Origin of the sequence: Pectobacterium fontis, from assembly GCF_000803215.1 — a bacterium.
Classification (GTDB): Bacteria; Pseudomonadota; Gammaproteobacteria; order Enterobacterales; family Enterobacteriaceae; genus Pectobacterium; species Pectobacterium fontis.
In genome coordinates this window covers 45,428-71,585 of the sequence record NZ_JSXC01000045.1, presented here as the reverse complement: position 1 = coordinate 71,585, position 26,158 = coordinate 45,428, and the positions used below count along the sequence as shown (strand labels likewise).

Sequence of the window (26,158 nt, the reverse complement as noted above, 5' to 3'; positions counted from 1 at the left end):
TCGAGATACCGGGGGCGACCACGGTGCGAGGTATCCCTGCGGGAACCTCATCACCGCGTTTCCCCCTAAATCCATGCTTAGTGAACAGCATTACCACCAAAGACAGCCTTATTCCGCTTCATCTAACCAGACCAGCAAGATCGCTTCCAGAATTTTTTCGTTGGAAGCGTCCGGGCGATCGTCAAATTCATCCAATTCGCAGATCCACTGATGCATGTCCGTAAAGCGCACGGTTTTAGGATCGAGATCGGGAAACTGATCGTACAGCGCTTCACCGATAGCCCGACTGTCTGTCCATTTTAATCCCATAACGGTTTCTCTCTATTCAGATCAATGCTCACGCGCGTGGTTGATCGTATAGCGCGGGATCTCGACGACCAGATCGTCACTGGCGACACGCGCCTGACAGCCCAGACGGCTTTCCGGCTCCAGCCCCCAGGCTTTATCCAGCATGTCGTCTTCTTCTTCTGTGCTTTCCACCAGTGAATCAAAGCCTTCACGGACAATGCAATGGCAGGTGGTACAGGCGCAGGACTTCTCACAGGCATGTTCAACGTCAATACCGTTACGCAGGGCAACTTCCAGAATGCTTTCACCGCGTTCCGCTTCCAACACCGCCCCTTCAGGACACAAATCCTGATGCGGTAAAAAAACTATCTTAGGCATGTTACACCTCATCCACAGAATGGCCTGCCAGCGCGCGACGGATAGAGGCATCCATACGGCGGGCAGCAAATTCCTGGGTTTGTTGATCGACGGTTTTAATCGCGGCTTCAATCGCCGCGGGATCGCTTCCCTGCATCATCGTATGCAAGTGTTCGGATGCCGCGACAATGAGGCCTTTTTCGTCATTGCTCAATAAATTGGCATCGGCCACCAGCGCGCTGTGTAAACTCTCCAACACGCGTGCCGCTTCTACTTTTTGCTCTGCCAGGCGACGCGCCCCGACATCCTCCTTCGCGTTCAGCATCGAATCGGTGATCATCGTGGCAATTTCCGTATCACTTAAACCGTAGGACGGTTTCACCTGAATGGATGCCTCAACGTTGGTCGATTTCTCCAATGCTGTCACGCTCAGCAGGCCATCCGCATCCACCTGAAAAGTCACGCGAATGTGTGCCCCACCAGCGGGCAACGGCGGTAAGCCTCGCAGCGAGAAACGGGCAAGCGAACGGCAATCCGCCACCAATTCGCGCTCGCCCTGCACGACGTGAACCATCATGCCGCTTTGGGCGTCTTTGAAGGTCGTGAATTCTTGTGCGCGGGCGACCGGGATTGTGGTATTGCGCGGAATGATTTTCTCCACCAATCCGCCCATCGTCTCCAGCCCGAGCGACAAAGGGATCACGTCCAGCAGCAGCATGTCACTGTCCGGCTTGTTGCCCACGAGAATATCCGCCTGGATCGCGGCACCGATCGCCACCACTTTGTCGGGATCGATTGAAGTCAACGGCGTACGGCCAAAAAACGTTCCTACCTGCTCACGCACCAAAGGAATGCGCGTCGACCCGCCGACCATCACCACTTCCAGCACGTCTTCTGCCGTCAGTCCGGCGTCTTTCAGCGTACGACGGCAGGACAACAACGTGCGTTTCACCAGCGAAGCAATCAGCGTATCGAACTGTTCGCGGGTAATATCACCCTGCCAACCAGCAACATCTACGCGCACGACATCAGTAGTACTTAGTGCAATCTTGGCTTTCACCGCCGCGTCGCGCAGCGCATGATCCAATTGACGATCGCCACGATCGAGAATCCCCGCTTGCTCACGCAACCACTCCGCCAGCAGGTGATCGAAATCATCCCCGCCCAGCGCGGAATCACCGCCTGTCGCCAGCACCTCAAAGACGCCACGACTCAGGCGCAAAACAGAAATATCAAAGGTGCCACCGCCCAGATCGTAAATGGCGATCACGCCCTCTTTACCGGAATCCAGCCCGTAGGCAATCGCCGCCGCCGTCGGTTCATTGAGCAGACGTAATACGTGCAGCCCGGCCAAGCGTGCCGCATCTTTGGTGCCCTGACGCTGTGCGTCATCGAAATAGGCGGGAACAGTAATCACTACGCCATCCGGCACGTCGCCTAACACCGCTTCCGCCCGCGCGGCGAGCGCAGATAAAATATCCGCCGACACCTGTACAGGATTAAGGTTGCCTGCGGGTGTCTGAATCAGCGGCAGACCGTTATCGCTGGCCTGAAAACGATACGGTAGATGAGAATAGCGCTGCTGAATATCGGCAAGGGAGCGCCCCATCAGGCGTTTGACTGAACTGACGGTATTTTCTGGATCGTGAACAGCATTGTCGCGCGCGTGCCAGCCAACGCTGTGCCCCGCGCGGTGGTAGTGGACAACCGATGGCAGCAGATCACGCCCGTCGCTATCTGTCAGCGTCTGGGCTGCGCCGCTGCGTACGGTGGCAATGAGAGAGTGTGTGGTGCCTAAATCAATACCGACAGCCAGACGACGCTGGTGCGGTGCGGCGCTAAGGCCAGGCTCACTAATTTGTAATAAGGCCATATTGAGCTTCCATCAATTGGCTGGCGGAACACCGGTATGGCAATCGCCATCAGGTTTCTCGCCGGATCAACGGGTTATCTGTCCAGCAATTGTTCTTCGCGTTCTTCAACCTGTTGCTGGAGTTTGTCTAAAAAGCGCAGCTTGCGCACCGTATCTGCGGCGTCTGTCCACGTCTCATTATCGAGTTCAATACGCATCTGCGAACAGCGTTTAGCGACCATCACCTGCAACCGCTCAGCAAATGCCGTCAGCGCCTCATCCGCATCCAATCGCGGCGAGATCGCGTCCAGTTCTTCGCGCAGTTCAAGCTGTTCCATCAGGAATGCCGTGTCCTGCATCGTATGCTGTTCGTTGCTGATATCAAAACCGTGTAGCGACAGCATATATTCCGCACGTTTCAGAGGATGTTTTAGCGCCTGATAGGCGTTATTAATCGTCGCGGCCTGCTGTACCGCCAGCATGCGTTCGCGCTCCGGGCTGGCAGCATAGCGATCGGGGTGGAACTGCCGCTGCAATTCCTGAAAACGGGACGCAAGCAGGCCACCATCCACATCATAGCGAATCGGCAGCCCGAATAACGTAAAGTAATCCATAGTGGTGCTCTGGGGTTCTGGGTAGCCGCACTAACCTTTCACGGAGAGTGCGCTACGACCTGAGAGGGGTCAGACGTTGAAACTTTCGCCGCAACCACATTCGCCGGAAATATTGGGATTATTGAACTTAAAGCCTTCGTTAAGCCCTTCTTTGACGAAATCCAACTCCGTTCCGTCCAGATAGACCAGGCTTTTGCCGTCCACGATGACTTTGACGCCTTTGTCTTCAAAGACCGTATCGCCATCGTTCAAATCATCAACAAATTCTAGTACATACGCCATACCGGAACAGCCGGATGTCCGTACGCCAAGACGCAGCCCAAGGCCTCTACCCCGGTTTGTGATAAAAGCGTTCACGCGTTGTGCCGCACTGTCACTCAGAGAAATCGACATACTGTTACCTCGATCGTTCGCCACCTCGTCAGGATCAGGCACCGGGAAAAAACGGTGCCCCTGACAAGTTCAACCGCAGAGATTACTGCGCGTCGCGTTTACTTTTGTAATCCGCAATCGCGGCCTTAATCGCGTCTTCCGCCAGAATGGAGCAGTGAATCTTCACTGGTGGCAATTCAAGCTCTTCGGCAATCTGCGTGTTCTTAATCGCTTCAGCTTCATTCAGCGATTTGCCTTTTACCCACTCGGTGACCAGCGAGCTGGAGGCAATGGCAGAACCACAACCGTATGTCTTGAAGCGGGCATCTTCGATGATACCCTCATTGTTGACTTTTATCTGCAACTTCATCACATCGCCGCACGCTGGCGCGCCGACCATGCCGCTGCCGATAGAAGGATCGGTGTTGTCAAACGAACCCACGTTGCGTGGATTTTCATAGTGATCAATTACTTTTTCGCTGTAAGCCATGATAGTCGTCCCCGATCTGGTGAATTAATGGTGCGCCCACTCGATGCTGCTGATATCCACGCCCTGCTTGAACATTTCCCACAGCGGAGAAAGATCGCGCAGACGACCGATGGATTTACGCACCAGCTCGATGGTGTAGTCGATCTCTTCTTCGGTGGTAAAACGCCCCAGCGAGAAACGGATCGAACTATGTGCCAACTCATCATTCATACCCAGCGCGCGTAGCACGTAGGAGGGTTCCAGACTGGCCGACGTACAGGCAGAACCGGACGACACCGCCAGATCCTTGAGCGCCATAATCAGCGATTCACCTTCAACATAGTTGAAGCTGACGTTCAGGATGTTAGGCACACCCTGCTCAATGTCACCATTCAGATAGACTTCTTCAATATCATTAATACCGTTCCACAGACGATCGCGCAGCGCACGCAGGCGCGCCATTTCTGCGCTCATCTCTTCTTTCGCGATGCGGTAGGCTTCGCCCATACCGACAATTTGGTGTACCGGTAAGGTGCCAGAACGCATACCGCGCTCATGGCCGCCGCCGTGCATCTGCGCTTCGAGACGAATACGGGGTTTACGACGAACATACAGTGCTCCGATCCCTTTCGGCCCATAGATTTTATGGCCGGAGAAAGACATCAGATCCACTTTTAACTGGTTGAGATCGATAGGCAGTTTGCCTACGCTCTGTGTGGCATCGACATGAAACACGATACCGCGACTGCGGCACATGTCGCCGATGGTTTCGATATCCTGCACAACGCCGATTTCGTTATTGACGTGCATGATGGAAACCAGAATGGTGTCCTCACGCATTGCCGCTTCGAGTTCAGTCAGATCGATAATACCGTTACGCTGCGGTGCCAGATAGGTCACCTCAAAACCTTCGCGTTCGAGTTGGCGACAGGTATCCAGTACGGCTTTGTGTTCGGTTTTGCTGGTGATGATGTGCTTGCCCTTCTTCTGATAGAAGTTGGCAGCACCTTTAATCGCGAGGTTGTCAGCTTCGGTCGCGCCTGACGTGAAGACGATCTCACGCGGGTCAGCACCAACCAGTTCGGCAATCTGGTTACGGGCGATATCTACCGCCTCTTCCGCCTGCCAGCCAAAACGGTGGGAACGGGAAGCCGGGTTGCCGAACGTACCGTCCAACGTCAAACACTGCATCATTTTCTCAGCGACGCGCAGGTCAACCGGCGTGGTAGCTGAGTAGTCGAGATAGATAGGTAACTTCATTGCTCATAAACTCCGTACATCACTTCAAAACGTACAATGCGTTTTGTTTTATTGACAGGCTGTTTATACCCGCAACCTCTCGGGCCAATGCAAAAAATCTGACGATGTTATAGTCGGAACAATTTATCGTCGGCACAACACAGTGATAGTCGGAGTAACGCCAACGCCACATTGAGTAATGTGGTCAGGATTATGCGGCTATCAGAAAGGCAAAGCGTGACGAGTAAAAGCAACTCGTCACGTTGGAGAACAATCAGGCACGCAGATTGATGTTGATCGTTTCCTGGATACGCCCGTTGGCAATGCGACGCGTATCCGCATCCTGACGATCGGCAACGTCCAGCACTTCCTTATTATTCACCAGCTCATCCAGCGTGATGTTATTCAGGAAGTCGGTAATACGATCGCTCAGATCGCGCCACAGCGTGTGCGTCAGGCAGCGATCGCCACCTTGACAGCCTTCACGACCCTGGCAACGCGTTGCATCAACGGATTCATCGACGGCCGAAATGACCATGCCGACAGCGATTTCATTGGCATTTTTACCCAGCAGGTAACCGCCGCCTGGGCCGCGAACGCTGGCAACCAGTCCATTCTTACGCAGGCGCGAAAAGAGCTGCTCCAGATAAGACAACGAAATACCCTGACGTTCAGAAATATCCGCTAACGGAACTGGCCCTTCCTGGGAGTGCAGAGCCACATCGAGCATGGCGGTAACGGCGTAACGGCCTTTGGATGTCAGTCTCATGATAGTGATACCTGTAGATAAAACATGTATTATGAAAACATGTATTGGCAGAACATATCGCGAGTCTGACATTCCCGAGTATTTTAGTCAACTATTTAACCGAGCAAAATACTCAAGTATTATTCGTCGTGTGTTTTCTGTACCGAACTCAGTATCCCACGCAGGATGTTAAGCTCCTGATTTTCCGGTCTGGCGCGGGTAAACAGGCGGCGCAGTTTATTCATCACCTGCCCTTGATGTGCGGGTCGGATAAATCCGGTTTGCAACAACGTCTGTTCAAGATGCTGATAAAAGCGCTCCAGATCGTCGACCAGCGGATACGGCGATGCTTCATGCTGCGGCTGTCCGGCCTGTAATCGATCCAAATGCGCGATACGCACTTCATAAGCGATGATCTGCACCGCCATCGCCAGATTGAGCGAGCTGTATTCCGGGTTGGCGGGAATCGCTACATGATAATGACACTTCTGAAGCTCATCATTCGTCAACCCGACACGTTCACGCCCAAACACCAGCGCTACTGGCGCGTGCTCTGCCTCCTGCGCACTGCGAACACCGCACTCACGCGGTTCCAGCATCGGCCAGGGCAAGGTTCGGGAACGCGCGCTGGTGCCAACCACCAGACCGCACCCTTCGAGCGCCTGATCGAACGACTCAACAATGGTGGCATTGCCGATAACATCGCTGGCGCCAGCCGCCAACGCAATGGCCTGCGAATCAGGCTTAACCAATGGATTGACCAAATAAAGTTTGCTTAACCCCATGGTTTTCATCGCTCTGGCCACTGACCCCATATTGCCAGTGTGCGACGTTTCGACCAGAACAATGCGAATATTGTCTAACATATGAACTCTGTTGTGCGATAAAAGGAAGAAGAAGTCGTGCGAAAAAGAAAACGCCATACCTTAACACAAACTTACACACTAAATAATTCGAGTTGCAGGAAGGCGGCAAATGAAGGAATCCCGATGAGCTTACTCCAGTAAGTGATTCAGGTGAGTGACAAATCTGCCAGAGGCAGGTTTGAACGCTGCTTGCAGCGGCCCTAACGGGGCGAGGCACACGCCAGTGTGCCGAGTAGTGTAGCCAACACACATACAGCTTGAAGAATGACGTGTTATAGATATTTTACTTTTCTGCTGCTATACTCTGCGCCGCTTTCCGTTCTTTAACATTCCAGTGGACCGATACCATGCATCCGATGCTCAACATCGCTATACGCGCTGCGCGTAAAGCCGGTAATCTAATTGCCAAAAACTATGAAACGCCAGACGCCGTCGAAGCCAGCCAGAAAGGCAGCAACGACTTTGTGACCAACGTCGATCGGGATGCGGAACGTCTGATCGTTGAAGTCATCCGTAAGTCTTACCCACAGCACACCATTATTGGTGAAGAGTGTGGCGAGATGGTTGGCGAAGATCCGGCGGTACAATGGGTTATCGATCCTCTGGATGGCACCACCAACTTCATCAAACGTTTACCTCACTTCGCTGTGTCTATCGCGGTACGCATTAAAGGCCGTACCGAAGTGGCCGTCGTTTACGATCCTATGCGTAATGAGCTATTTACCGCCACACGCGGTCAAGGCGCACAGTTGAACGGCTATCGTCTACGCAGCAGCACGGCCCGCGATCTGGAAGGCACAGTTCTGGCGACAGGTTTTCCCTTCAAATTAAAACAACACAGCAAAAGTTATATCAATGCTATCGGCGCGCTGTTCGTCCACTGTGCGGATTTCCGTCGTACAGGCTCTGCCGCACTGGATCTGGCCTATGTTGCCGCAGGTCGCGTTGACGGCTTTTTTGAGATCGGCCTGAAACCGTGGGATTTTGCTGGTGGCGAACTCCTGGTACGTGAAGCAGGCGGGATCGTGACGGACTTCGTTGGTGGCCATAATTACATGGCATCCGGCAATCTGGTCGCAGGCAACCCACGCGTAGTGAAAGCCATGCTGAGCACCATCCGTGAAGAACTGAGCGACGCACTGAAACGCTGATACAGTTTTTAACAAAAATTAAATACCACGCCAGCGCCAAGCTGGCGTGTTTTTTTACTTACTCACATCCCTTATATCCTTTCATTTGGGCCATCGACACTACCCACATCTGATAATAATTATTAGAATCATTCTTCTTTAAGATAAACGCATCAGGAAGTGATAATGTTGAAAAAAACACTTGCACCATTTGCTATCGCGATAACGCTCACTGCATCATTCAATACTTATGCTACTGAGTATCCTGTCACCCTCACTGACATTGATGGTCGTCAAGTCAAAATCGAACAGGAACCCAAACGCATCGTTATACAAGACGGGCGCGATATCATGACGCTGGCACTGCTGGATCGTGATAACCCGTTTAAAAGGATGGTGGCCTGGAATAACATTCCTAAAAAATCTGATACTGCGACCTGGAACATGCTGAAGACCCAATGGCCGGAAGCGGATAATATTTTGGATATGGGGTTCGGCGATAAAGGCGAAATTGAGCTAGAAAGCGTATTAGCCAAGCATCCCGATCTGATGGTGGCTCAGCTACGCGCCAAACCCTCTCTGACCGAAAGCGGTGTACTCGATAAGCTCAGTGCGTTGAATATCCCGGTCGTATTTATTGATTCCGAAGTCAATCCAGCGAAAAATACAGCCGCTAGCGTTGATTTACTTGGTAAAGCGTTGAACAAAGAAGACAACGCCAAAGCCTATAGCGATTTTTATCGCCAACATCTGGCGGCCATTCAGCAGAAAACTGCGGCACTTCCTAAAAAAGCCAACGTGTTTGTCGAAGCCTGGGCCGGGCGTTCCGATAGCTGCTGTTTTAGTCACGCGCACAACGGCTGGGGTGGCATGGTTGAAGCGATTGGAGCCAACAATATCGCCTCTGCGTTATTGCCAGGCGCGACTGGCGACGTTTCGCTGGAAAAACTGATCAGCATGAAGCCGGATATTTACATCATGACAGGCGCAAAGCGTAATTCGCCGTCAAGCAAAACGCTGCCACTGGGGTATAACGCTAACAAAGCGGATATCGCCGCCAGCGCAGAGGTACTGATGTCACGTCAGGGAGTGAACCAAATTCCCGCAGTGAAAGAAAAACGGGTTGTCGGTATTTACCACCAGTTTTACAACCACCCCTACAATATTGTCGGTATGGAATATCTGGCGAAGGCTATTTATCCCCAACAGTTCAGCAGCCTGAACCCTGATGACACGTATCGTCATATCATTCAAAATTTTACCTCACTGCCTAACAGTGACTTTATCTTTGCCTGGAAACAAGGTGAGTAATTTTTTATGAGTACAACCACTGAACCGGGTATCCGCAATACCACCGCAGATACCAACACCGTTATGGACAACTATCGTGGCATCATTCGGCGCCGCGTAGGTGTTATGGCGATACTGCTGTTGATCATCATCGGCTCGTTGTTGCTGGATTTTACGATGGGGCCTTCAGGCCTGACGCTTGATGTGCTTTGGCAAACGCTGACCGATCCGGCCAGCGCCGATGCCGGTACGCGCGTGATCGTCTGGGATATTCGTCTGCCTTACGCGTTGATGGCTATCATTGTCGGGCTGGCTCTCGGGCTGGCTGGCGCAGAAATGCAGACCATCCTGAACAACCCGCTTGCCAGCCCGTTTACGCTCGGCGTGTCCTCCGCCGCCGCATTCGGTGCCGCGCTCGCGATTGTCCTTGGCATCGGTATCCCCGGTATTCCGGCTCAGTGGTTCATCTCAGCTAACGCTTTTATCTTTGCTCTATTGGCAGCCTTGCTGCTGGATGGCATTACACGCTGGACGCAGGTCGCGACGTCCGGTGTCGTGTTATTCGGTATTGCGCTGGTGTTTACCTTCAATGCGCTGGTTTCCATGCTCCAGTTCATCGCCAACGAAGACACTCTGCAAGGTCTGGTGTTCTGGACCATGGGCAGCCTGGCGCGTGCCTCATGGGAAAAATTGGGTATCCTGTTGCTGGTGCTTGTCATCATTATGCCTATTTCACTGATGAGCTCATGGAAACTGACTGCACTGCGTCTGGGGGAGGATCGCGCCGTCAGTTTTGGTATCAACGTCCGTCGTCTGCGTCTGGAAACGCTGCTGCGTATCAGTATCTTATCTGCTATTTCAGTCGCATTCGTTGGCCCAATTGGTTTTATCGGTTTGGTGGCACCGCACATCGCCCGTATGATTTTCGGTGAAGATCACCGTTTCTATCTGCCTGCCAGTGCGTTAACGGGCGCGCTAGTGCTGTCGATGGCGTCTGTTGCCTCGAAAAACCTTATTCCCGGCGTCATTATCCCCGTCGGTATCGTTACGTCACTGGTTGGCGTGCCCTTCTTCCTGAGCATCATCCTACGCCATAGAGGAAACGTATGAGCCAGCCAACCGCTTCTGGATTACGCCTTTCCCACTTTTGCGCGGGTTACCCCAAGCGTCAGGTGATTCGCGATCTGTCCGTACCACAATTGCCACGCGGAAAAATCACCATACTGCTCGGCCCCAACGGCAGCGGTAAATCAACGCTACTGCGCGCCATGGCAGGACTCAACGCCTCCGAAGGCGAACTGTGGCTGGATGATAACAACCTGATGGCATTACCCTTCGCGCAGCGGGCGGAAAAAGTCGTTTATTTGCCGCAATCCCTGCCCGCAGGCGTTCACCTGCACGTACTGGAATCGATTATCGTCGCCCAGCGTGCATCCGGCGGCATGCACAATGCCGAAAAGCAGGATGAAGTCATGAATCTCCTGCGTCAGTTGGGCATTGAACATCTGGCATTGAGCTATCTCGATCAGCTCTCGGGTGGACAAAAGCAGTTGGTTGGTCTGGCGCAATCACTGATCCGTCAGCCCTCTCTGCTCCTGCTGGATGAACCGCTCAGCGCGCTGGATCTGAACTATCAGTTCCATGTAATGGATCTGGTTCGTAAGGAAACGCGCAAGCGCAACATCATCACCGTCGTGGTGGTGCATGATATCAATATTGCGCTACGTCACGGCGACCATGTACTGATGCTGCAAAACGGTAACCTGATTGCCGATGGCGCACCTGCTGAAGTCATTAGCCCGGAAAGCCTGTCAGCCGTCTATGGCGTACGCGGGCGCATCGAACGCTGCTCGCAGGGCGTACCGCAGGTGATTATCGACGGACTGGTCAGCGAACCCACGATCTGATCCCTCACGGCAACAAAAAAGCACTGGCCGATGAAGGCTCAGTGCTTTTTTATTGTTTGATTAACTCTATCCGGCTGCGTTATTTCTTCGCTGGTAGCGTAACCCAATAACCCGGCTGATACGGCAGCGGCAGGAACTTCTCGTGGAAGGTACGGAATGTCGCGTCAGGATCGATATCCTTAAACAGTTCCGGGTGCAACCATTTTGCTAATACCTGAATCGCTACAAACTGATACGGACTGTCATAGAACTGATGCCAGATCGCATGAGCGTTGCCATTGGTTGCAACTGGCAGCGTTTTGAATGCTGAACGCTCCATCAGTTTTTGCAGGCGTTGCAGCGCTTCTTGCTGATCGGCTCCTGGCCCAACGCCAACCCAGCCATTCGCCGTGTTGTAGTTTTTCCAGTTCGCCCCAGTCACCACCACCACATCAGGGCGAGAGCTGATAATCTGCTCAGGGTTCAGCGTACCAAACGTGCCGGGGATAATGTTCTTGGCAATGTTGTCACCGCCTGCAACCTCAACCATGCGGCCAAAGTTCTCATCACCGAATGACATGCAGCACTCTTCATCATAGCCGCCCGCACGGTCGATCATCACTTTCGGACGTGGGCCTTGATAGTTCTTTAAGCGATCGGTAACGATCTCAATCTGTTCACGACGGAACTTAATCAACGCTTCCGCACGCTGCGGTTTGCCGACCAGTTGCCCCATGATGTGAATGCTTTTCTCTGCGTTCTCAAACGGCTTCTCACGGAAATCGATAAACACCACCGGAATACCCAGTGAACTGAGTTTTTCAATCAACTTGCCTTCATCCGTCGCGGCCTTTGATTCCAGATTCATCAGCACCAAATCCGGTTTCAACGTCAATGCCTGCTCAACGTTAAAGGTGCCATCTTTCGCGCCACCAAAGGTCGGCAGCTTTTTGATTTCCGGGTATTGCTTTTCATATGCCAGATAGCCGTCGTAATCCGCTTTCGGCAGATCGTCACGCCAGCCAACCACACGTTGGAACGGTGCTTCGGTGTCAAAAGCAGCCAGCAGATAAATCTGTCGACCTTCGCCCAAAATGATCCGCTTCACCTCGGATTTAATTTCCACCTTCCTGCCACTAACGTCTTCAATAACAATCGGGTTTGCGCTAACGGCAACGCTCGCACTTAGCCCCAAAAGCATAACGACTGAAAACAGCCATTTCTTCATTATTATTTCCTTCTGCGATCACGGTTATAAATGATAATAGTTATCATTAATGGAATAATATCCTGCCGTGATTATCAGAGGCAACGAGTTTTTAACGTAAAGTTAATAAAAAGTGAAATCAGCCGGAGAATGGCCGGATGCCGCCCATCATCGCGGGCTGCGCACTGAGGTAAAGCAGGATGCCGGATCCGACCAGAATCAGCCCGCCAGCCAGCGCCAGAAGGGAAAATGTCGCACGCTGCCACACAGATGATGCGCGATTTGCACCTAAACGCTCAACGATGCGACGACAGTAAAAGACCAGCACGGCCAGTGCCGAAATGGTGATCGCCGTTCCTGCGGCCATGACCAGCGCAGAGGCGACGCCCCACAGATAGACGCCGATCACTTTAGAGAAAAGCAGCACCAGAATAGCGCCGGAGCATGGACGCATCCCCATCGCCAGCACAATCATCAGGCGTGTGCGCCAACGGCTATCGCGCTCTAGTTCCTCATTGGTAGGGAGGTGACGATGGCCACAGCCACAATCGGCATCGTGCTGATGAAACGCGTGGGATGGCGCTGGGTTAGGACGCAGCATCACACGTCTATCCGTGGGCATGTGCAAAGGCGTGACACGCAAAATTGTCGCCGGTTTAGGTTGTCGCATGACAATATAGAGTTGTTTCAACGCGCGGAAACAGAGCAACGCCCCCAGTCCCGCCACCAGCACGAAACTCCCTTTTTCCATCCAAAAGCTGCTGTTATGCAGCGTTCGGCTAGACAACTGCAAGATCCCTAACACCACAGTGACCAGCGCTACCGCCATCCCCCCCTGAACCAACGACGCGGCAAGTGTCAATTTCAGACTACTTTTCAGCTTTGACGGGTGTGTCGCCAGATAGGTCATGATGACGACTTTACCATGTCCCGGCCCGACAGCATGGAGCACGCCATAGACCAGACTGAACATCATCAGACTCAGCCCCGCCTGATGCGGTTGTTGCTCGACCATCTGCAATAGATGCGACATCTGCTGATGCAGTGATTTCTGCCAGATCGCGCTTTGCAGCACGATTTGCGGCCAGTATCCCACGATGTAATGCAGCGCCGTAGCCAGCAGCGCCAAAAACAGCCACAGCGGCCACAAATCGCGCAATCGGCTCAACAACGAACGTTGACGCGGCAGTGAACCGACGTTTACTGACATTGCAACGTCACCCGTTGTGCAAACTGTTTCCCAAGTTCCATGTCTTCATCCGGCGCATCGTTCTTATCCAGCGACAGCGCATAGGATTGCAATTCCGCATTAGGTTCCGGCGTGACAAGCGAGGTTTTACAACGTGAAGCCAGCGCAGTTGCGAGCATAACGGCCTTGTCATTCTGGTAGGACATATCAACAAAATAGGTCGGATCGTAGGTAGAAATCAGCAACGGTTTTCCGGCCAACGGCTGCGGGTGCGCCAGCGGCAGCACAAATTCCAGTACCGCCTGGTTGCCTTTGCGAGAAAGGTGATATTCCGTTGGCATCGGCGCATATTTCACGGGCTGACCATCACGATAAATATCGGTAAAATAGTGTTGCCCTAACACATTCGCCATGACTTCCGCCGCCAGTTTTTTCCAGACTTCAGAGTCCTTCTTCGCTTTCCCAGCGTCATACAACAAGTCGGCAGACGTGATGGGATCCATCGTCCACTGCATCCGTAAACCGGTAATGTTGTCGTTCTGGCTTTCAACCGTTGTCTGCATATCAATAAAACTGTGTGGATGCGCGAAAACGGGCTGGCCCAATGCCAGACCGATTACCAGCAACGTTATCCGCCCGCCCCACCGTTTCAAAGCGTTATAATGTAACATTATTTTTACCACACGACGTTATCTTGACAGATTTACGCTTTTTTAACTGCGCGACGGTAACTGACAGAAGGCCGGATAAAGCATGCCGGCACCGCCAGCAGCGCCATCACCCAGAATGTACCGCCCTGCAAATGTTCAAACAAGAAACCCGATATCATCGTCATCACCGCGATACTTCCGCCCATCGCCAGCGCGGAATACACCGCCTGTAATCGCAGAATGTCACCACCAGAACGCGCCGCGATAAAACGCATCGCCGCCAGATGACACACGGTGAACGTACCACAATGCAATAGCTGTATCACTATCAACCACGGCAGCGCCACCGTCGACCCCATTAACCCCCAGCGCACCACGCCACATACGGCGGAAAGCAACAGAAGCTGTCTGGCACTCCAGCGTCGAAACAACTGCTGGCTGAAGGTAAAAATGACAATCTCCGCAACCACGCCTAATGACCAGAGATAGCCGATAATCGAGGCGGAATAACCCGAATCCTGCCAATAAATGACGCTGAAGCCATAGTAAGCGGCGTGCGCGCCCTGCAACAGGGATACACAAAGCAGAAAACGCCATACCGCAGGCTCAGTCAGCAACGCGTTCCACGGTGTGACGCTGGCCGACTGCGCTGTCGAAACTGCCGCTTGCGGCATCACGCTGGGGCGAAGCAGCATACCTAATAGCATGGTAGCCAGCCCTACACTGAGGATCGCCAGAATCGCCGGGTGCCCCCAAATAGCGACCAGTTCCCCCGTCGCCGCTGAGGCGATAACAAAAGCGATCGATCCCCAGACCCGCACCTTGCCATAGTCCATCACCACCTGCCGCTGCCAGGTCGCGGCTAACGCATCGGTCAGCGGCACCAGCGGGGCAAAAAACAGATTAAACCCAATCATCACTATCATCAGCCACAGCCAGGCGTTGCCCAGCCAGAAGCCCACGACCAGCACCAGTGATAGCAACGCCAGCCCGCGTAATACCGTAATCAATTTGGACGGATCTTTGACGCTTGGCGTAATGACCAGGCTGCCAACGAAACGGGCCACCAGCCCTGCCCCCAACAGTATACCGATCGACTCGGCAGACAACCCCTCGCCTTTCAGCCACCCGCCCCAAAATGGTAGGAAAACTCCATAGCAAAAAAAGTAGGTGAAATAGCTCAGCGCCAGCCAGCGCGTCGATTGTAAAACCATGATGTCTCCCTTTCGATGGCGAATGTTTCCGTCCACCATCGACGAACCGTCGTAAATGCTACGTCTATAATTTTACGCTGAAAATGCGCCAACGTTTTTTGCTGGTTACTGTGTCAGAGTGTCCCCAGCAGCGCAACGCGTTATTCGCCATGACACCTGAACAGGCGTATCGGCTTGAGCAAGCGACATAAAGACATTTTTATCGCCATAAAAAACGCCAGCACACAGGCTGGCGTTTGGTAAGTGCTCCGACAGGAATGTCAGAAAAATGCTGAATTATGCGTAGACAGGGAAGCGAGCGCAGATATCCAGGACTTTTTGTTTCACGCGCTCAATCGTCGCGTCGTCGTTGATGTTGTCCAACACATCACAGATCCAACCAGCCAGTTCACGCACTTCCGCTTCTTTAAAGCCGCGACGAGTAGCCGCAGGCGTACCGATACGGATACCCGACGTCACGAACGGGCTTTTCGGATCGTTAGGCACACTGTTTTTGTTCACAGTGATGTTCGCGCGACCCAGCGCCGCATCCGCGTCTTTACCGGTCAGGTTTTTGCTCACCAGATCCAGCAGGAACAGGTGGTTGCTGGTTCCACCGGAAACGACGTTGAAGCCACGCGACAGGAAGACGTCAACCATCGCTTTGGCGTTTTTCGCGACCTGCTGCTGGTAGACCTTGAATTCAGGCTCCATCGCTTCTTTCAGCGCCACCGCTTTACCCGCGATAACGTGCATCAACGGGCCACCCTGACCACCAGGGAAAACCGCAGAGTTCAGCTTTTTGTACAGATCTTCGTCACCGCCTTTCGCCAGAATCAGACCACCGCGTGGGCCAGCCAGCGTTTTGTGCGTCGTCGTCGTCACGATGTGAGCGTGAGGCACCGGGTTAGGGTAAACGTCGGCGGCAATCAGACCGGCAACGTGCGCCATATCGACAAACAGGTAGGCACCGATGCTGTCAGCGATTTCACGCATTTTTGCCCAATCAACCACGCCAGAATAGGCAGAGAAACCGCCGACGATCATTTTTGGCTTGTGGGTGCGCGCCAGTTCTGCCATTTCGTCGTAGTCGATTTTACCGCTTTCGTCGATACCGTAAGGAATGACGTTATACAGTTTACCAGACAGGTTAACTGGTGAACCGTGGGTCAGGTGACCACCGTGCGCCAGGTTCATACCCAGAATGGTGTCGCCCGGTTGCAGCAGCGCGGTGTAAACGGCAAAGTTCGCCTGAGAACCAGAGTGTGGCTGCACGTTGGCATAATCGGCACCAAACAGCGCCTTCGCACGGTCAATCGCCAGTTGCTCAACGATGTCAACATACTCGCAGCCGCCGTAGTAACGTTTGCCCGGATAACCTTCAGCATACTTGTTTGTTAGCTGAGATCCTTGAGCCTGCATAACGCGTGGGCTGGTGTAGTTTTCTGACGCAATCAGTTCAATGTGCTCTTCCTGACGCACCACTTCTTGCTCCATTGCTTGCCACAGGTCGGCATCATAATCGGCAATGTTCATTTCACGCTTTAACATCCGCATCTCCTGACTCAGCTAACATAAATATACTGGGAATTAATGGCCCACTTGGGAATTGGGCTACCCTTTAGGGGAATGGCGTATAGTGTAAACCGTTTTTCCCTAATGAAGATAGGTCTTGACAGAGGTTTTTACGCAAACGATTAGCTACAGGCGGCACAAGGCTTCAGCAAATATGAAGCCTGTGGTGGTAAACGGATTTTTCTTCATTCTCAATCGGCTATTTCTTCATGTTGTTCCCTTTGTTTCATCATCAAAGCCCCTACCACCAAAAAGGTAATTTACAGCGGAGGATAAACCCAATAAGATGCATGTAAAATACATCTTATAAAACATACCAATAATAAGGAGCCACCATGCTGGACAACCAAACTATCGCCATCGTTAAATCGACCATTCCTCTGCTGGCGGAAACCGGCCCGAAACTGACTGCACATTTCTACGATCGCATGTTTACGCATAACCCTGAACTCAAAGATATTTTTAACATGAGTAACCAGCGCAATGGCGATCAGCGGGAAGCGCTATTCAATGCGATTTGTGCTTATGCGACGAATATCGAAAATCTGGCCGCGCTGCTGCCTGCGGTTGAGCGTATCGCCCAAAAGCATGCCAGCTTCAATATTCAGGCCGATCAGTATCAGATCGTGGGTAAACACTTATTGGCCACGCTGGATGAACTGTTTAGCCCCGGTCAGGACGTACTGGATGCCTGGGGTAAAGCCTATGGCGTGCTGGCGAATGTCTTCATCCAACGCGAAGGCGATATCTACCGCAGCACCGAGGCGAAAAACGGTGGTTGGAACGGTGTCCGACCTTTCCGTATTGTCAACAAGCAGCCACAAAGCGCCGTGATTACCAGCTTCACGCTGGAACCCACCGATGGCCAACCTATTGCTGACTTTCAGGCGGGCCAATATCTGGCGGTTTACATCACGCATGACAGCTTTGCCAATCAGGAGATTCGCCAATACTCTCTGACTCATGCACCGAATGGAAAGTCCTATCGAATTGCAGTTAAACGCGAAGCACAAGGCACCGTTTCCAGCTATCTGCATGATACCGCGCGCGAAGGCGATATCATTCATCTGGCGGCCCCACACGGCGATTTCTTCCTTGATATCCCAACCGCCACACCGGTTGCTCTGATTTCCGGCGGCGTGGGGCAAACCCCGATGCTAGGCATGTTGCATACGCTAAAACAGCAGGGTCATCAGGCGAAGGTGCTATGGTTGCATGCGACAGAAAACGGCACCGCGCATGCATTCGCGGAGGAAATAGAACAAGCGGGCCAGTCACTGCCACAGTTCCAGCAGCATATTTGGTATCGCACACCGCAACAGGCCGATCATCTCGGGGAAGATTATCATCACAGCGGGCTGATGCAATTGGCCCCGCTAAAAGACGAATTAGCTACACCCGATATGCACTACTACCTCTGCGGCCCAGTAGTTTTCATGCAGTTTATCGCCCAGCAATTGCTGGCGATGGGCATCCCGGCTGAACAGCTACATTACGAATGTTTTGGTCCCCATAAAGTTGTCTAACCCTCATTGATAACGGATCAAACCCAAAGGTCGCTCTGGCGGCCTTTTTTTCGTTTATCAAAACAGCCCCTGCCCAGAAATACCCTATTGATCACAATTTTATGTGCCGACACCCGAATGCTCCGCTAAAAAAGAGGTGGGTCACAAAAAAACGAATCATATTAAAATAATATTTCATTTTTAATGAATGGTTATTTCACCAAAAACCCTATGTTTAGGCATTAACGCTGTTCACTTAAGTATGGATTTAGGGGGAAACGCGGTGATGAGGTTCCCGCAGGGATACCTCGCACCGTGGTAGCCCCCGGTATCTCGATGCTTAAACGATCGGCATTAGTGTTTAGGCATCGCCCTTGAATCGGCTCGGGAGCATAATAAAAACCCCGATGTTTTCGTTAAAGGCCGTGACAAGAACGATAAAAAATAGAACCGCCCTTTGATAACGCATGGGGTCATTAACCGTTTTCGATTAACCAACAAGGGATATGTCTGACCATGGCAAAACGTTTTTCAGAAAGTGTAGCTTTAGCCCTGATACTTTCCGCGCCTTTCACACTGGTACACGCTAAAACTCCAGATGCAGCACAGCAAACCACTACGCCGGACAGCGTTAAATTACTGTCGGGTTCCACACTGGGTGAAAAAACGGGCTTATCGGGAAGCATCACCGCACGGGACATTCATTTGCCTGCCACGATCATCATCAGAGACCAGCAGGGCCAGAAGCGTCAGACGCAAACCGATGAACAAGGGAAATATCACCTGGATATTTCTGGCCTCACGCCACCGTTACGGCTTTTAGCGATTGAGTCTGGCGGCAATAACTGCCTGCTGAATAATATTTCCCGTGCAATATGCCTGTCGGCTGTCGCTCCGTCATTACATGACGGTAAAGAAAATACCGCCAATATCAACCCGCTAACCGATCGTATTACTTCGGATATCGCGGTAGCCGCAGGTTACATCGGCCCACAGCAGCTAACGGACGACACGGCATCGCCGAAACTGGATGCCGCAGCATGGAAACAAGCCTATGTCGATTTCCACACGGGCTTTAATGATGCCTTAAAACAGGTCGGTATCAGCGCCCCCACGCGTTTCGACCCCCTGACCTACCCTGCGGCTCAGCAAGATGCCGTCACCAAAATCGTCAGCGTGATTAATCATAACCGCAATTATCACAATAATACGGGTTACTCCGGCCATACGGTACTGACTGACAGCGCATTTCGCCCGATTGTTGGCCTGAACGATAAAGGCAACTATGAACCGTTAGATTATCGGTCTGCCCGCCAAAACCTCGACGCGATCCAAAAAGCGCAAACCCGCATCTTTATCGTCGGTGATTCGACAGCGGCAACCTATGAAAAAGGTCGTTTCCCCCGCATGGGATGGGGACAGGTTTTTGAACAACAGTTCAGTAAAAACAGCGGCGTAAAAGTCGTCAATGGCGCGCGTTCAGGCCGCAGCTCGCGCGATTATTTTTATGAAGGCTGGTTCCGTCAGATGCAACCCCTGATGAAAGAAGGTGATTTCCTGTTTATCCAGATGGGACACAACGATCAAAACTGCAACGGCGCGAAAGCGGTGCGCGGCGCGGCGGATGTCGCTAACCTCTGTACTTATCCGAATAATGCCGCAGGGGAAAAACAGGCTCCACAGGGGAAAGCCGATATGTCATTCCAGACGTCGCTGGAACGCTACATCACCTTCGCCCGCCAGCATAAACTCACACCGGTACTGCTTACCCCAACGACCCGAGTGAAAACGGCTGACGGCAAAGAAGGCACACCTGCCGTACACAGCCATTTTACCAAACAAAATGCCGATAACGGCTACGCTTTCATCGGCGATTACAGCCAGACCATCAAGGATACCGCAGCGGATAACAAGGTGATGTTACTGGACGTGGAGCCTGCCACTATCGCGCTGGCGAATCAGGGCAACAGCGATCACTGGAAACAGTATTGGCTGGCGGTCGACCCTAAGCAGTACCCTTTTTACCGCGATCAGGCGGGTAGCCTGAGCAAACCGGATACCACCCACTTTCAGAAAAAAGGCGCTATCGCCGTGGCAGAAATTGTTGCTGATGCCATTCGGCAAGAGCCTGCATTAGCATCACTGGCCGCAAAAACAGCGGGCAAGCACAAGTAGTTATCCATCAAAAAAACGATAAGACAGAACCACGCGCGGCGTCACTGCCGCGCGTTATATCCCCTTACCTTACCGATTAAAGGACGCTGGACATGATAAACGCCCCACACCTCTACAAGACGTTAACCTTAGCCATGTTAATTTCTTCCCCCTGGTCGTCAGCACAAGCCGCTGACTACAATGCGCTGGTTTCCAGCAATGCCGGGGATGCGAAAGCCTACAAAACCATTACTGAAGCGATTGCCAGCGCGCCAGCAGATAGCTCTCCATTTGTTATTTATGTGAAAAATGGCGTATACCACGAGCGTCTGACGATTACGCGCCCTAACATCCATCTACAGGGCGAAAGCCGAGAGGGCACCGTCATCACCGCCACCACCGCAGCCGGAATGCTCAAACCCGATGGCAGCAAATGGGGAACCTATGGCAGTAACACAGTGAAGGTCGATGCCCCGGATTTCAGCGCCCGCTCGCTGACTATCCGCAATGATTTCGATTACCCGACTAACCAGGCCAAAGCCAGTGACGATCCGACTAAACTAAAAGACTCGCAAGCCGTTGCGCTACTGGTTGCCGAAAATAGCGATCGAGCGTGGTTCCATGATGTCAGCCTGGTCGGGTATCAGGACACCTTATATGTGAAGGGTGGACGCAGCTTCTTCTCACAATGTCGAATAAGCGGCACCGTTGACTTCATCTTTGGCGACGGCACTGCATTATTTGACAATTGCGACATCGTTGCGCGTAACCGTACCGACGTGAAAGATCAGCCGATTGGCTATCTCACCGCTCCCAGCACCAACATTAAGCAAAAGTACGGTTTAGTCATTACCAATAGCCGGGTGATTAAAGAGAAAGACGTTCCTGCAAAAAGCTATGGTTTGGGCCGCCCATGGCATCCAACCACCACGTTTGAAGATGGCCGCTATGCCGATCCTAACGCTATCGGCCAAACCGTCTTCCTGAACACCAGCATGGACGATCATATCTATGGTTGGGACAAGATGTCAGGCAAAGATAAGCAAGGCGAGAAAATCTGGTTCTATCCGCAGGACTCACGCTTTTTCGAGCATAAATCCAGCGGTACTGGGGCAGAGAAAAACGATCAGCGTCGTCAGCTAAGCGAAGCGGATGCCGCGGAATACACCGCAGACAAGGTGTTGGCAGGTTGGGTGCCCACGGCACCTAAAAGCAAGTAAAGGGATACGAAGCCAGCCTAATCAGGCTGGCCTCTCATGACGAGTGGGGGAAGACGATTAAATCGCTTCCTCGTCCTCTTCACCGGTACGAATACGGACAACGCGCGCCACGTCAAAGACAAAGATTTTACCGTCGCCGATTTTCCCCGTCTGCGCGGTCTGTGTGATGGTTTCCACACAGGTATCGACGATATCATCCGCCACGACAATTTCGATTTTTACTTTTGGCAGAAAATCGACCATGTATTCCGCGCCACGATACAACTCGGTGTGACCTTTCTGGCGGCCAAAACCTTTCACTTCCGTTACCGTCATCCCTGTGATGCCCACTTCAGCTAACGCTTCACGCACATCGTCCAGTTTGAACGGCTTAATAATCGCATCAATTTTCTTCATCGAGGAACCTTTGTGTTATCTATGTTGCGGCCAAAGCCGAGCATCAGCAAATAAACAGCATGTCAGAACTCAGGTAGACAATCCATATCCGTTATACCTCAAGCCGCTTATACGTTGTTAAAACGAATACCTTTTGTTTCACGGCCCACATTATTTAGGATTAATCTCTCCCGCATCGCACTGTCGCCGTGCCACCTGTACTTCCTGCGTTAATCTTTAAAGTCGTTGGCATCCAGTTCGTGACGGCCCAACAGTTTATAAAATTCCGTCCGGTTACGCCCAGCCATGCGTGCAGCCTGCGTCACGTTACCTTTTGCCATCTGTAATAATTTACGCAGATAGTTAAGTTCAAACTGATGGCGCGCTTCAACGAATGTCGGCAGTGCGGTATTTTCCCCTTCCAGCGCCTGCTCAACCAGCGCATCGCTGATCACCGGCGCACTGGTCAGCGCCACACATTGTTCAATAACATTCACCAGTTGACGCACGTTACCCGGCCAGCTTGCCGTCATCAAGCGCTTCATTGCATCGGTTGAAAAAGTACGCACAAAAGGCTTGTGACGATTCGCGGATTCGCGCAGCAGATGGTTTGCCAGCAACGGGATATCCTCAGCGCGCTCATGCAGCGCCGGCAGCTTCATATTCACCACGTTGAGCCGATAGTACAGATCCTCACGGAATTCGTTTTTTTCCATCGCCTTTGGCAAATCACGGTGCGTGGCGGAGATAATCCGCACATCAATGTCCAGATCGCGATTGCTCCCCAACGGACGGACTTTTCGTTCCTGCAAAACGCGTAGTAACTTTACCTGTAAAGACAGAGGCATATCGCCGATTTCATCTAAAAACAGCGTGCCGCCTTCCGCCGCCTGAAACAACCCTTCGCGACTGCTGACTGCACCAGTAAAAGCGCCTTTCGCATGACCAAATAACTCCGACTCCAGTAAGGGTTCCGGCAGTGCACCGCAGTTGATGGCAATAAAAGCTTTTTTCGCTCGCGGGCTGGCGGCGTGAATGGCCTGAGCCAGCACCTCTTTCCCGGTTCCACTCTGACCATTAATCAGCACGCTGACGTCCGACTGCGCGACCATTCGGGCTTGTTCCAGCAGGCGTAACATAATCGGGCTGCGCGTCACGATAGTTTCACGCCAACTCTCATCGCCTGCTGGCGCAGACAACGCCAGCGCTTCATCTATGGCTTTATAAAGCGCATCACGGTCAACGGGCTTCGTCAGGAAACTGAATACTCCCTGCTGCGTGGCGGCTACTGCATCAGGAATAGAACCGTGAGCGGTTAAAATGATTACCGGCATCCCCGGCTGATAACGCTGGATCTCAGAAAACAGCGCCATGCCATCCATTTCGTCCATGCGCAGATCGCTGATCACCAAATCGAACTTGTCGCGCGTTAACAGCCGCAGCGCCTCCTGGCCGCTCTCCGCCGTCATCACGCTAAATCCTTCGCTGGTTAAACGCATTCCCAACAGCTTCAGCAGGCTTGGGTCATCATCCACGAGCAACAAACTCGCCGTTTTTCGGGCTGTCATTGTCTTGTTGATTCCTTCTTCGTCGTCGGTTTGCCCGTATGCGATTCCATCGGAGGCATGTAGGTATCATCCGCATCAACGGACTCATTTCTGGATTTCGTTGCCGAACTACGCGAATCGTCTTTGGTGGTGCCAGCACTGCCACGGCGATCGGCATCGTTATCCGACATATCCCCTGACAGTTGCTTACGGGACGACAGTTGACGCTCAATATCCGTCAGATTTTCCAGCTTCTGCGTGGTTGTTTCTAACTGGTATTGCAGATGATTTTGCTGCACTCTCAAAGCGTCTAGCTGTTTGTCGCTGGATTCCTGTAAACGCTTATAGCGCAGACGTTCGTCCGACAGCGCTAGAAAGAGTGTTTGTCTGTCACGCCAGGTTTGCATCAACGGGCGCAGTGCCGCAGGGAACTCCAGACGATATAAATTGATCTGTTCCAACACCTGACGCCGTTCCACCTGAGTGATGCCAGCGTTATCCAACAGAATGCCCTGTTTAAACACGCTATCCCAGCTATCTCCCGCAACCAGCCCCGCTTCCTCACGAGCCTGGAATTGCGTCAAGCGCCCGGCGCAGTCCATCGCCCGCAGCCAATAAAGCGCATTGTTCATGGATTCACGATCGTCTATCTGCCACAGATTCTCACATTGCGCGATACGGAAATCGGCAACCTGCTCTTTCGGCGGTGTCGCTTCTGTTTCCAGCAGCGCTGACCCCTTGTTCACATGACTAGTGCACGCGGCTAAAAGGAGTGACGACGATACGATCGCCACCGTCAAAAGGCGGGAAAATATGCTATTCGTAAGCCATCCGTTCATAAATCCTATATTCATTATCTGTTCATTCTCGGACTTTATTCATTATCGGACAATAAGGGCAGCTCAATGCGGAAACATACATCAGCATAATCGACGGAAATGAGAGTAAGCTCACCGCGCATACGGCGGATACAGTCACGCGCAATGCTCAGCCCTAGTCCACTTCCTTTGACCGCACCACGGCGCTGATGGCTTCCCTGATAAAAAGGCTCAAAAATCATGCTCCGCTCTGCATCGGGAATGGGCGTACCATTATTGGCAACATCAATCTGAACGCGGTTGCCAACCTGACGGCTATAAATCCAAATGTTACCGGATTCCTTACCGTAGTGCACCGCATTGGAATAGAGATTATCAATCACTCGCATCAACAGCGTCGTCTCCGCCCAGCAGTGTTCAACGGCCAGCGTCACATCGGTATGAATCATTTTGGCTCGGGCAGGCAGACTGTGGGACGACACAACAATATCGACAATCTCTTCGATCTCAACCCGTTCCAGCTCGGTCGGCGTATCCGCCAGTTTGCGATTATAGTCCAGTAGTTGATCAATAAGCTGTAACAGATGGCGACTACTGCTATCAAGAATAGCCACCACTTCTTTCTGGTCGGCAGTCAGCGGCCCCACGACCTCATCCGCCAGCAGTTCGGTGCCTTCTCGCAGGCTCGCCAACGGTGTTTTGAGTTCATGGGAAATATGGCGTAAGAACTCATGCCGTTGTGACTCCAGCCAGGACAGACGCTCGCTCAGCCAGATAATGCGCTGCGCCAGCGTACGAATCTCACGCGGGCCTTTGAAGGTGCTGGTATTGCCCAACGAACGACCTTCCCCGAGACGGTTAATCATACGCTCTACGCCATTAACCGGGCCGATAATCATCCGCGTAAAGAGAACCACCAGCAGTACGCTGACCAGAAATAACAGCAGCGCCTGCCAGCCAAAGAACTGACCGCGTTCAGAAATGGCCTGCTGGAGTTGTTGCCCACGGGAGAACACGACATCACGCGTCACCTGCACCATCTGCCCGTTAGCGCGAGAAAACCCTTCCAACAGGCCGGATGCCGTTTGTTCCGGGCCGCTGTTATGGCAGCGTATGTCGCCGAGTTGAGTAAGAAGTTGACGCAGCGTCTGGTAGTAGCGGGGATCGGGCAACACCTGCGCATGGGAGTCCAGCATTTGCGAATACTGTTTACGCTGGTTCTGATAGAGCGTCGCCAGCGTCTGATCGTCCAATACGCAGTATTGCCGGTAGCTACGCTCCATGGCTAACGCTACGCTGGTCATCGCCTCACTGCGACGAGCATCCGCCAGCGTTGTCCGGTTAATATCCGCCGCCTGTTCGCTCAGCATGTTCAGGCTTTGATAAGCCTGGTAGGCCAGCACTAAGAGCGGCAGCAGTACCAACAAGAACGCCATAATTACTAATTGCCGCAGAGAACGCGGGAATAAACGCCATCGTTTCAAAGAAATCATCTCGTTACCTATCGAATCCGCTCTGATGCTAACTGAGTCTGATAAAAGTTCAACGTTTTCCCTTACGACATGCGCAACGCTTCGCAATACGGCATGAATGCCAATGTAACGCCGTAAAAAG

Annotated in this window: 25 protein-coding genes; 7 read left to right on the top strand and 18 right to left on the bottom strand. The window is 52.4% G+C overall.

What is annotated here, in order from left to right; translation table 11 throughout:
* Positions 1-108: 108 nt before the first annotated feature.
* From iscX to trmJ, 9 genes are all read right to left on the bottom strand, one after another.
* The gene (iscX, locus tag OI69_RS16550) at positions 109-309 is read right to left on the bottom strand and encodes a Fe-S cluster assembly protein IscX (protein WP_010280073.1); all 201 of its coding nucleotides are present in this window, start codon (positions 307-309) and stop codon (positions 109-111) included.
* Positions 310-330: 21 nt separating this feature from the next.
* A complete protein-coding gene (gene fdx, locus OI69_RS16545) occupies positions 331-666 on the bottom strand; it encodes an ISC system 2Fe-2S type ferredoxin (protein ID WP_039352879.1) in 336 nt (111 codons plus the stop codon).
* Position 667: 1 nt separating this feature from the next.
* Positions 668-2,518, bottom strand: coding sequence for a Fe-S protein assembly chaperone HscA (gene hscA, locus OI69_RS16540; RefSeq protein ID WP_039352876.1), 1,851 nt, complete (start codon positions 2,516-2,518; stop codon positions 668-670).
* Between the two features lie 74 nt (positions 2,519-2,592).
* Positions 2,593-3,111 carry a co-chaperone HscB gene (hscB, locus tag OI69_RS16535; protein ID WP_039352872.1) on the bottom strand — a complete coding sequence of 173 codons (519 nt, stop codon included), beginning with the start codon at positions 3,109-3,111 and terminating at the stop codon, positions 2,593-2,595.
* A gap of 69 nt (positions 3,112-3,180) precedes the next feature.
* Positions 3,181-3,504, bottom strand: coding sequence for an iron-sulfur cluster assembly protein IscA (gene iscA, locus OI69_RS16530; RefSeq protein WP_039352870.1), 324 nt, complete (start codon positions 3,502-3,504; stop codon positions 3,181-3,183).
* 82 nt (positions 3,505-3,586) lie between these two features.
* The gene (gene iscU, locus OI69_RS16525; RefSeq protein WP_039352867.1) at positions 3,587-3,973 is read right to left on the bottom strand and encodes a Fe-S cluster assembly scaffold IscU; all 387 of its coding nucleotides are present in this window, start codon (positions 3,971-3,973) and stop codon (positions 3,587-3,589) included.
* Between the two features lie 24 nt (positions 3,974-3,997).
* Positions 3,998-5,212: an IscS subfamily cysteine desulfurase gene (locus OI69_RS16520; protein ID WP_039352864.1), complete on the bottom strand. Its 1,215-nt coding sequence runs from the start codon at positions 5,210-5,212 to the stop codon at positions 3,998-4,000.
* Positions 5,213-5,465: 253 nt separating this feature from the next.
* Positions 5,466-5,960, bottom strand: a complete 495-nt coding sequence (gene iscR, locus OI69_RS16515; protein WP_039352861.1) for a Fe-S cluster assembly transcriptional regulator IscR — start codon at positions 5,958-5,960, stop codon at positions 5,466-5,468.
* A 119-nt stretch (positions 5,961-6,079) separates the two neighbouring features.
* Positions 6,080-6,805 (bottom strand): tRNA (cytosine(32)/uridine(32)-2'-O)-methyltransferase TrmJ, encoded by a 726-nt coding sequence (gene trmJ, locus OI69_RS16510; protein ID WP_039352857.1) that lies wholly within the window; start codon positions 6,803-6,805, stop codon positions 6,080-6,082.
* A gap of 347 nt (positions 6,806-7,152) precedes the next feature.
* Between trmJ and suhB the strand changes: the two genes are divergently transcribed.
* From suhB to OI69_RS16490, 4 genes are all read left to right on the top strand, one after another.
* Entirely contained in the window at positions 7,153-7,956 is an 804-nt protein-coding gene (gene suhB / locus OI69_RS16505; protein ID WP_039352854.1) for an inositol-1-monophosphatase, read from the top strand.
* A gap of 165 nt (positions 7,957-8,121) precedes the next feature.
* The gene (locus OI69_RS16500) at positions 8,122-9,246 is read left to right on the top strand and encodes an ABC transporter substrate-binding protein (protein ID WP_039352850.1); all 1,125 of its coding nucleotides are present in this window, start codon (positions 8,122-8,124) and stop codon (positions 9,244-9,246) included.
* A gap of 6 nt (positions 9,247-9,252) precedes the next feature.
* Positions 9,253-10,335: a FecCD family ABC transporter permease gene (locus tag OI69_RS16495; protein ID WP_039352849.1), complete on the top strand. Its 1,083-nt coding sequence runs from the start codon at positions 9,253-9,255 to the stop codon at positions 10,333-10,335.
* Entirely contained in the window at positions 10,332-11,132 is an 801-nt protein-coding gene (locus OI69_RS16490; RefSeq protein WP_039352846.1) for an ABC transporter ATP-binding protein, read from the top strand. The genes OI69_RS16495 and OI69_RS16490 overlap by 4 nt, the downstream gene beginning before the upstream one ends.
* A 79-nt stretch (positions 11,133-11,211) precedes the next feature.
* Here the strand turns inward: OI69_RS16490 and OI69_RS16485 are convergent, their stop codons facing one another.
* From OI69_RS16485 to glyA, 5 genes are all read right to left on the bottom strand, one after another.
* A complete protein-coding gene (locus OI69_RS16485) occupies positions 11,212-12,339 on the bottom strand; it encodes an ABC transporter substrate-binding protein (RefSeq protein WP_039352843.1) in 1,128 nt (375 codons plus the stop codon).
* A 118-nt stretch (positions 12,340-12,457) separates the two neighbouring features.
* Positions 12,458-13,528 carry a nickel/cobalt transporter gene (locus tag OI69_RS16480; RefSeq protein ID WP_039352840.1) on the bottom strand — a complete coding sequence of 357 codons (1,071 nt, stop codon included), beginning with the start codon at positions 13,526-13,528 and terminating at the stop codon, positions 12,458-12,460.
* Positions 13,519-14,178: a DUF1007 family protein gene (locus tag OI69_RS16475; RefSeq protein ID WP_039352837.1), complete on the bottom strand. Its 660-nt coding sequence runs from the start codon at positions 14,176-14,178 to the stop codon at positions 13,519-13,521. Before OI69_RS16475 ends, OI69_RS16480 begins: the two co-directional genes overlap by 10 nt.
* Before the next feature lie 32 nt (positions 14,179-14,210).
* A complete protein-coding gene (locus OI69_RS16470) occupies positions 14,211-15,371 on the bottom strand; it encodes a 3-phenylpropionate MFS transporter (RefSeq protein ID WP_039352833.1) in 1,161 nt (386 codons plus the stop codon).
* Between the two features lie 276 nt (positions 15,372-15,647).
* On the bottom strand, positions 15,648-16,901 hold the full coding sequence (gene glyA / locus OI69_RS16465; RefSeq protein ID WP_039352829.1) for a serine hydroxymethyltransferase: 1,254 nt from the start codon (positions 16,899-16,901) through the stop codon (positions 15,648-15,650).
* Between the two features lie 359 nt (positions 16,902-17,260).
* On the opposite strand from glyA, the gene hmpA reads away from it, so the two are divergent.
* From hmpA to pemA, 3 genes are all read left to right on the top strand, one after another.
* On the top strand, positions 17,261-18,451 hold the full coding sequence (gene hmpA / locus OI69_RS16460) for an NO-inducible flavohemoprotein (RefSeq protein ID WP_039352826.1): 1,191 nt from the start codon (positions 17,261-17,263) through the stop codon (positions 18,449-18,451).
* 495 nt (positions 18,452-18,946) lie between these two features.
* Entirely contained in the window at positions 18,947-20,605 is a 1,659-nt protein-coding gene (gene paeY / locus OI69_RS16455) for a pectin acetylesterase PaeY (RefSeq protein WP_039352823.1), read from the top strand.
* A gap of 92 nt (positions 20,606-20,697) precedes the next feature.
* On the top strand, positions 20,698-21,804 hold the full coding sequence (gene pemA, locus OI69_RS16450) for a pectinesterase PemA (protein ID WP_039352819.1): 1,107 nt from the start codon (positions 20,698-20,700) through the stop codon (positions 21,802-21,804).
* A 57-nt stretch (positions 21,805-21,861) separates the two neighbouring features.
* Here pemA and glnB read toward each other — a convergent pair whose 3' ends face one another.
* The 4 genes from glnB to OI69_RS16430 form a co-directional block, all read right to left on the bottom strand.
* Complete coding sequence (glnB, locus tag OI69_RS16445; protein ID WP_015841221.1) at positions 21,862-22,200, bottom strand: nitrogen regulatory protein P-II; 339 nt, start codon at positions 22,198-22,200, stop codon at positions 21,862-21,864.
* 209 nt (positions 22,201-22,409) lie between these two features.
* The gene (gene glrR / locus OI69_RS16440) at positions 22,410-23,747 is read right to left on the bottom strand and encodes a two-component system response regulator GlrR (RefSeq protein ID WP_039352816.1); all 1,338 of its coding nucleotides are present in this window, start codon (positions 23,745-23,747) and stop codon (positions 22,410-22,412) included.
* A complete protein-coding gene (gene qseG / locus OI69_RS16435) occupies positions 23,744-24,580 on the bottom strand; it encodes a two-component system QseEF-associated lipoprotein QseG (protein ID WP_039352813.1) in 837 nt (278 codons plus the stop codon). Before qseG ends, glrR begins: the two co-directional genes overlap by 4 nt.
* A 20-nt stretch (positions 24,581-24,600) precedes the next feature.
* Positions 24,601-26,037 carry a sensor histidine kinase gene (locus tag OI69_RS16430; protein WP_039352810.1) on the bottom strand — a complete coding sequence of 479 codons (1,437 nt, stop codon included), beginning with the start codon at positions 26,035-26,037 and terminating at the stop codon, positions 24,601-24,603.
* Between the last annotated feature and the right edge of the window lie 121 nt (positions 26,038-26,158).

Coding starts and splice junctions, on each gene's coding strand:
- iscX (WP_010280073.1), bottom strand. CDS start 309: ATGGGATTAAAATGGACAGACAGTCGGGCTATCGGTGAAGCGCTGTAC.
- fdx (WP_039352879.1), bottom strand. CDS start 666: ATGCCTAAGATAGTTTTTTTACCGCATCAGGATTTGTGTCCTGAAGGG.
- hscA (WP_039352876.1), bottom strand. CDS start 2,518: ATGGCCTTATTACAAATTAGTGAGCCTGGCCTTAGCGCCGCACCGCAC.
- hscB (WP_039352872.1), bottom strand. CDS start 3,111: ATGGATTACTTTACGTTATTCGGGCTGCCGATTCGCTATGATGTGGAT.
- iscA (WP_039352870.1), bottom strand. CDS start 3,504: ATGTCGATTTCTCTGAGTGACAGTGCGGCACAACGCGTGAACGCTTTT.
- iscU (WP_039352867.1), bottom strand. CDS start 3,973: ATGGCTTACAGCGAAAAAGTAATTGATCACTATGAAAATCCACGCAAC.
- OI69_RS16520 (WP_039352864.1), bottom strand. CDS start 5,212: ATGAAGTTACCTATCTATCTCGACTACTCAGCTACCACGCCGGTTGAC.
- iscR (WP_039352861.1), bottom strand. CDS start 5,960: ATGAGACTGACATCCAAAGGCCGTTACGCCGTTACCGCCATGCTCGAT.
- trmJ (WP_039352857.1), bottom strand. CDS start 6,805: ATGTTAGACAATATTCGCATTGTTCTGGTCGAAACGTCGCACACTGGC.
- suhB (WP_039352854.1), top strand. CDS start 7,153: ATGCATCCGATGCTCAACATCGCTATACGCGCTGCGCGTAAAGCCGGT.
- OI69_RS16500 (WP_039352850.1), top strand. CDS start 8,122: ATGTTGAAAAAAACACTTGCACCATTTGCTATCGCGATAACGCTCACT.
- OI69_RS16495 (WP_039352849.1), top strand. CDS start 9,253: ATGAGTACAACCACTGAACCGGGTATCCGCAATACCACCGCAGATACC.
- OI69_RS16490 (WP_039352846.1), top strand. CDS start 10,332: ATGAGCCAGCCAACCGCTTCTGGATTACGCCTTTCCCACTTTTGCGCG.
- OI69_RS16485 (WP_039352843.1), bottom strand. CDS start 12,339: ATGAAGAAATGGCTGTTTTCAGTCGTTATGCTTTTGGGGCTAAGTGCG.
- OI69_RS16480 (WP_039352840.1), bottom strand. CDS start 13,528: ATGTCAGTAAACGTCGGTTCACTGCCGCGTCAACGTTCGTTGTTGAGC.
- OI69_RS16475 (WP_039352837.1), bottom strand. CDS start 14,178: ATGTTACATTATAACGCTTTGAAACGGTGGGGCGGGCGGATAACGTTG.
- OI69_RS16470 (WP_039352833.1), bottom strand. CDS start 15,371: ATGGTTTTACAATCGACGCGCTGGCTGGCGCTGAGCTATTTCACCTAC.
- glyA (WP_039352829.1), bottom strand. CDS start 16,901: ATGTTAAAGCGTGAAATGAACATTGCCGATTATGATGCCGACCTGTGG.
- hmpA (WP_039352826.1), top strand. CDS start 17,261: ATGCTGGACAACCAAACTATCGCCATCGTTAAATCGACCATTCCTCTG.
- paeY (WP_039352823.1), top strand. CDS start 18,947: ATGGCAAAACGTTTTTCAGAAAGTGTAGCTTTAGCCCTGATACTTTCC.
- pemA (WP_039352819.1), top strand. CDS start 20,698: ATGATAAACGCCCCACACCTCTACAAGACGTTAACCTTAGCCATGTTA.
- glnB (WP_015841221.1), bottom strand. CDS start 22,200: ATGAAGAAAATTGATGCGATTATTAAGCCGTTCAAACTGGACGATGTG.
- glrR (WP_039352816.1), bottom strand. CDS start 23,747: ATGACAGCCCGAAAAACGGCGAGTTTGTTGCTCGTGGATGATGACCCA.
- qseG (WP_039352813.1), bottom strand. CDS start 24,580: ATGAATATAGGATTTATGAACGGATGGCTTACGAATAGCATATTTTCC.
- OI69_RS16430 (WP_039352810.1), bottom strand. CDS start 26,037: ATGATTTCTTTGAAACGATGGCGTTTATTCCCGCGTTCTCTGCGGCAA.